The sequence below is a fragment of the Occallatibacter sp. genome, from assembly GCF_049510455.1.
GTDB lineage: Bacteria > Acidobacteriota > Terriglobia > Terriglobales > Acidobacteriaceae > Telmatobacter.
This window is the reverse complement of sequence record NZ_JBEKYX010000166.1, coordinates 1-4,917: the sequence shown is the minus strand read 5'-3', so window position 1 is coordinate 4,917 and position 4,917 is coordinate 1. Positions and strand designations below refer to the sequence as shown.

Sequence of the window (4,917 nt, the reverse complement as noted above, 5' to 3'; positions counted from 1 at the left end):
CGAGCCAACCTCGGTGCCGTTTGAGAAATGGGGAGAGAGCGTAGTCGGCAGCGACTTCAACTATGAGGATTTTCTGCAGCCGGAGTACTACTGGCAGGACCAGACGATTCTTAAGAGTGCCAGATTCGGCGCTCGCGATTGCGATGTACTGAGGAGTACACCGGGCGCATCAGATCATTCGCACTATGCCGAGGTCCAAACTTGGCTCGACCACACGATCGACTACCCCGTCTATGTGGAAAAAACGCCGAACAATGGGGGGAACGTAAAGGAATTCACATACTTCGGTTTGAGCAAATCGGGGGGAGTCTGGTCAGCCAGACAAGTAGAAGTGAAGACACATGGCCGCCCTGGATCGACCGTCCTGATTATCGAACGGGGAAGCACAAAAGCGAACCTCGGCATCAGGGACTTCAATCCAGAGCAGATCAGTCGGTTTGAGGATCACCCATGACGCTTCCAGTTGTACTGTCTGTGCAAGTTGTGTCGTTTCTCGTCGAAGAACTCTGCTAGCTGGATGGGGGCAGTTTCATCCGAAGAGGCGCCGGGGACTGCGACTTCAATCCATCAGCTTCTGAGAATCGGTTCTGTAGCACTCGACGAAGAAACTTACCGCTGTGATTCTGCGGCAAGTCGCCAGAGGCGAGAATCCAGATGCGCCGCGGCGTCTTATATGCCGCGAGATTGCTGCGGCACCAATCCAGCAGGTCAAGTTCCTGGGCAGAGAAACCTGGCTGCAGTTCAACTGCGGCCACTGGGATCTCGCCCTTCTCTTGATGACGCAAGCCGAACGCAACCGCGCGGGCTACAGCAGGATGGGCCAGTATTACTTCTTCGAGTTCGCGAACGTACACCGAATAGCCGCCCGATTTGATCACATCTTTTGTGCGCCCGACCAGCCGGATAAATCCCAGTCGATTGCGCGTAGCCAAGTCGCCCGTACGCAACCAGCCGTCGCCGGTAAGGACGCCTTGAGTATCGCCCTTGTCCTTCCAGTAGTGTGGAGCGAGGCCTCGGCGTCGAATTTGGCATTCTCCCGTCACTCCCGCGGGCACGGTCTGGCCATTCTCATCGACCAGCCGAATGCGAAACGGGGGCACGGGAAGACACAGGTCGCCACTCCCTCGCAGCAACGGCAACTCAATGCCCATCATGGCCAGGCCGCCTAACTCGACCATCCCATATCCGTTTAAAAGAATGGGTGGGATACGCGAACGACCGAACAGCCGGAACAGGGCTCCGAACTGGCGCAGACGCAGTCGAACTTCGGAGGGAAGGTGGTCGCTGGCCGAGAGCCAAACACGCACACTCGCCAGGCGTGCAGGTGCCGGGTTACTGTTGACCAGGCGGGCAAACATGGTGGGCACGCCGACGAACGCCGTGATGCGAAAGCGCTCAACAAGCTCCAGCGCAGCATCGACATCGAAGCGATCGAGAAAACATCCGCGAATACCCGCCATGAGGCCGTACAAGGCAATACTCACAGCCATGATGTGTGACCAGGGCAACGCTACGAGCGCAATATCCCGTGGCCCCAGAAAGATTCCGGAGAGTACTGTGGACGCGCGCGCCCCAAGCAATGCGTTGCTCGACAAGGCGGCACCCTTGGGGAACCCGCTGGTGCCGGAAGTATGAAAGATGGCAACCGTTGCGGCCGGATCGATGGTGACGGGTGGTAACGGCATACCAGTCTGGGAGACGCGCAGGAATCCGTCGAGCGTCTCCCTCTCATCATCCGCCTGTATCCAGGTGCGCACCTCAAGGGCCTGGCGGTCCCCGATGGTCCGTTCAAATAGCACTCTGTCGGTAACGAGAATCTCTGTGCCGCTATCGGCGAGAATCCGGCGTACTTCGACGAGGGAGAACTGCGGATTCAGCGGAACCGCAATGCCTCCCGCACGGATAATGGCAAGAAACCAATGGAAGCATTCCCGATTGTTGCTGCGATAGATGGCAACAGGCTGGCCCGGGCGAAGCGCGACGGCTTGACGCAGAAAAGCATCGATGGAGCAAACTTCGTCGTGCAGATCAGAAAGATGAAAGACGCCGCTTTCGTATACAGCGACTTCGCAATTACCTTTTCGACGAACCAATTCATCCACAAGATTGGCGACTGTGACTTCGGGGTCCCGCGCGAGTTGATAACGTTGGATGATACTCATTGCGCAGAAATCGGATTACGTCCCCAGTCGCTAACCACACAATAATGGAAAAGGCGGTCGAGATAATCGAGTACCGGTGGCGGATTCACCCCGGCAGGCTCTAGAAGACGTTCAGCATTGCTGGTGTCAAACTGCATGCGCATGGTGAAGTAATCTCGATAGGCGCGGCCGTCGCGCAGCACACGGCGTTTGCGTCCCCACAGAGAGAGAAACAGAAGCGGCCGTACCACGGCGAAGAAAAATCTCGGATCAACGAAATGCGGCTCGGGTCCGTTGAAGTATTCCATGGCGCGATGGGCAACTTGCTGGATAGTGGCGCTGGCGCGCGGTCCGGCACAGAGGTGAACTGTACAGCCCAAAGCGGCTTCATCAAAGAGGAGTTGCGCGACGGAACTGGCGACAAAATCCACGGGCACAATGTCGAGTACCGCGTCCGGATAGCCAGGAAGGGTGCGCCAAAGGCGTCGTGCGTAGATCTTCAACGGCCAGTACATCATCTTGAAGCTGGAGGTGACGCCGGTTCTGGAGTCCCCAACGATGATGCTGGGACGCAGTGTCACTCCAGGAATAGAGCCGAGACGCGATTGTACAAGGGCCTCCGCCTCCGCCTTCGTTTGTTCGTAGGTATTGCGATAGCTCTGGCCCACTGCAAGCTCGTTTTCGCGAATCAGGCCCGAGCGCTCGCCGGCCACGTAGGCTGTACCAACGTAGGCGAAGCTGCGAAGCTCGCGCGCGCCGCCCGCGAAATCGAGAATATGCCGAGTGCCCTCGACGTTAATGCGGCGGGCCTCGTCGAGCGAATGATCGAACCGCACTGTGGCGGCAGAGTGAATCACTCGGGTCGTTTCAGCCGAAAGACGCCGGTAGGCAGCCGGGTCCAGACCGCAGTTAGGCTGACTGACGTCTCCAGAAAAAACCTGAACGCGCGACCGCTCCACTAAAGGAATGAAGGAATCAGCGCGCTGTTGAGCCGATTGCCCGGTTCCGTTGCGGATGAGCAGTGCGAGTGTAGCGTTCGGCTTCCGCTCCAGAAGTTCGAGCACCAACTGCACTCCGAGAAAGCCAGTTGCGCCCGTAACCAGAATGAGTTCTTCGTTATTCAGTTCAAAACCTTCCTTAGTCCGCGCACAAAAAAGAAAGCCGAGGGATCATGACCGCTGGGTGCCTATACGACGGCCCACACTGAGGCTCAGTATACTGCGAGCAGTGTCGAACTATTTCCTCCTCGTGAAACAAGAGAATAACTTTACTCGAAGTATCGAAATGGCTGTGAGGTGGCGCCGTTTGCTGTCTGCTAAGGTGTCTGGATCAAGGGCGGTGCCAGCCGGCAATCCGAGTTCGCAAGCTATAGAGATAGGATATTCCGGAACACATCAAGTCCGGACGGCTGTAAGAGCAGGCAGTGGTCACCAGCCAGACCCAAACCATCCGGCACTTCGCCGACGATCTGGCCGAAGGCATCCTTGCGCACGGAGGTGCGCGGATGGGAATCTACGTCGCGATGTCGTAGGGCATCTGGCTACAGAGATTGAAAATTGGAAATAACGTCGGAACCTCTTATTCTGGTTGGCGCATCTGATACGGGCGCGACAAACTAGCAGTTCAACTTTCTTCAATGCGAAGAGAAAAGGACGCATTCCAAGTTCATGGCCAGATCATTGTCGTTCATGGGATTTGTTTTGAAGAACCTGCGGCGCCGGCGGCTGAGGACTCTGCTCACGCTGGCTGGAATCGGAACGGCGGTGGGAGCGTTTGTAGGCCTGGTGGGCTTTTCAAGCGCGTTCGAACAGCAGTGGGCACGTATTTACTCCAGCAGTGGCACGGACATTGCCGTGATTCAGGGGACCTTCCTGAATACCACGATGGACGAATCGACGGCGGCGAAGCTCAGGAATTTGCCCGATGTGGCGCAGGCGTCACCCACGATCTTTAATCTGATGGACGTGACGCCGGACGTGAATGCGCTGATATACGGCTGGAAGGACGATGCAATTCAGTTTAATTCTCTGCAGATTCTCGCAGGGCGGCGATTTCGTGATGGCGCCGCCGAAATCATGCTCGGCGACCTGCTCGCTCAGGATCTAAAGAAGGCCCCCGGCGACATTCTTGAAATTCAGGGCACGTCATTCACGGTAACTGCCATTTATCACGGCGCTTCAACGCTTGAGGCGGCCGCGGTTGTCATGCCGCTGGACCAGTTGCAACAGCTAAGCAGCTTGCAGGGCAAAGTTTCGACGATTGATGTTCGGCTGCGCTCAGTGCCTCGCGGAGAAACGTCGGAACATTACTTGAAGCGCGCGCAGGCTGAGATCGAAGCCGCTCTGCCGGGAATGCGCGCTGTTCCCGCGGCAGAGCGCGCCAGCGACAATCAGTTTGTGAAGCTGGCCCACGCTTCTGCCTGGGGCACCTCTTCGCTCGCCCTCCTCATCGGCATACTGGGAATCGCCAACACCATGGCGATGTCGGTTTTCGAGCGCACGCGGGAGATCGGTATCCTGCGCGCGCTGGGTTGGAATCGATGGCAGGTGCTGGCGCACATTGAGATTGAAGCAGTCACGCTTGGCCTGAGCGGGGGATTTCTCGGTATTGCTTTAGGGTGGTGCGCTCTGCGGGTGCTGGCTACTTTGCCACAGACCGCTAGTCTCGTTTCGGCGTCACTCCACTGGCAGCTTCTTGCCGAGGCGGTGGGAATCGCGGTGTTCGCCGGGCTGATTGCCGGAGCGCTTCCGGCGTGGCGCGCAGGGCAACTCTCACC

General features: G+C 57.5%; 4 protein-coding genes. 2 read left to right on the top strand and 2 right to left on the bottom strand.

The window, feature by feature from the left end; all coding sequences use genetic code 11:
• On the top strand, positions 1-454 hold a 454-nt coding region (locus ABSG47_RS20150; RefSeq protein ID WP_424172121.1), incomplete at its 5' end, for an outer membrane lipoprotein-sorting protein.
• 55 nt (positions 455-509) lie between these two features.
• On the opposite strand, the gene ABSG47_RS20145 is transcribed toward ABSG47_RS20150, so the two are convergent.
• Positions 510-2,162 carry a class I adenylate-forming enzyme family protein gene (locus tag ABSG47_RS20145; protein ID WP_424172118.1) on the bottom strand — a complete coding sequence of 551 codons (1,653 nt, stop codon included), beginning with the start codon at positions 2,160-2,162 and terminating at the stop codon, positions 510-512.
• Complete coding sequence (locus tag ABSG47_RS20140) at positions 2,159-3,244, bottom strand: SDR family oxidoreductase (protein WP_424172123.1); 1,086 nt, start codon at positions 3,242-3,244, stop codon at positions 2,159-2,161. Before ABSG47_RS20140 ends, ABSG47_RS20145 begins: the two co-directional genes overlap by 4 nt.
• Before the next feature lie 564 nt (positions 3,245-3,808).
• Between ABSG47_RS20140 and ABSG47_RS20135 the strand changes: the two genes are divergently transcribed.
• On the top strand, positions 3,809-4,917 hold a 1,109-nt coding region (locus ABSG47_RS20135; protein WP_424172115.1), incomplete at its 3' end, for an ABC transporter permease.

Excerpts from the sequence above, each read along its gene's own strand:
- ABSG47_RS20145 (WP_424172118.1), bottom strand. The coding sequence starts at position 2,162 with ATGAGTATCATCCAACGTTATCAACTCGCGCGGGACCCCGAAGTCACA.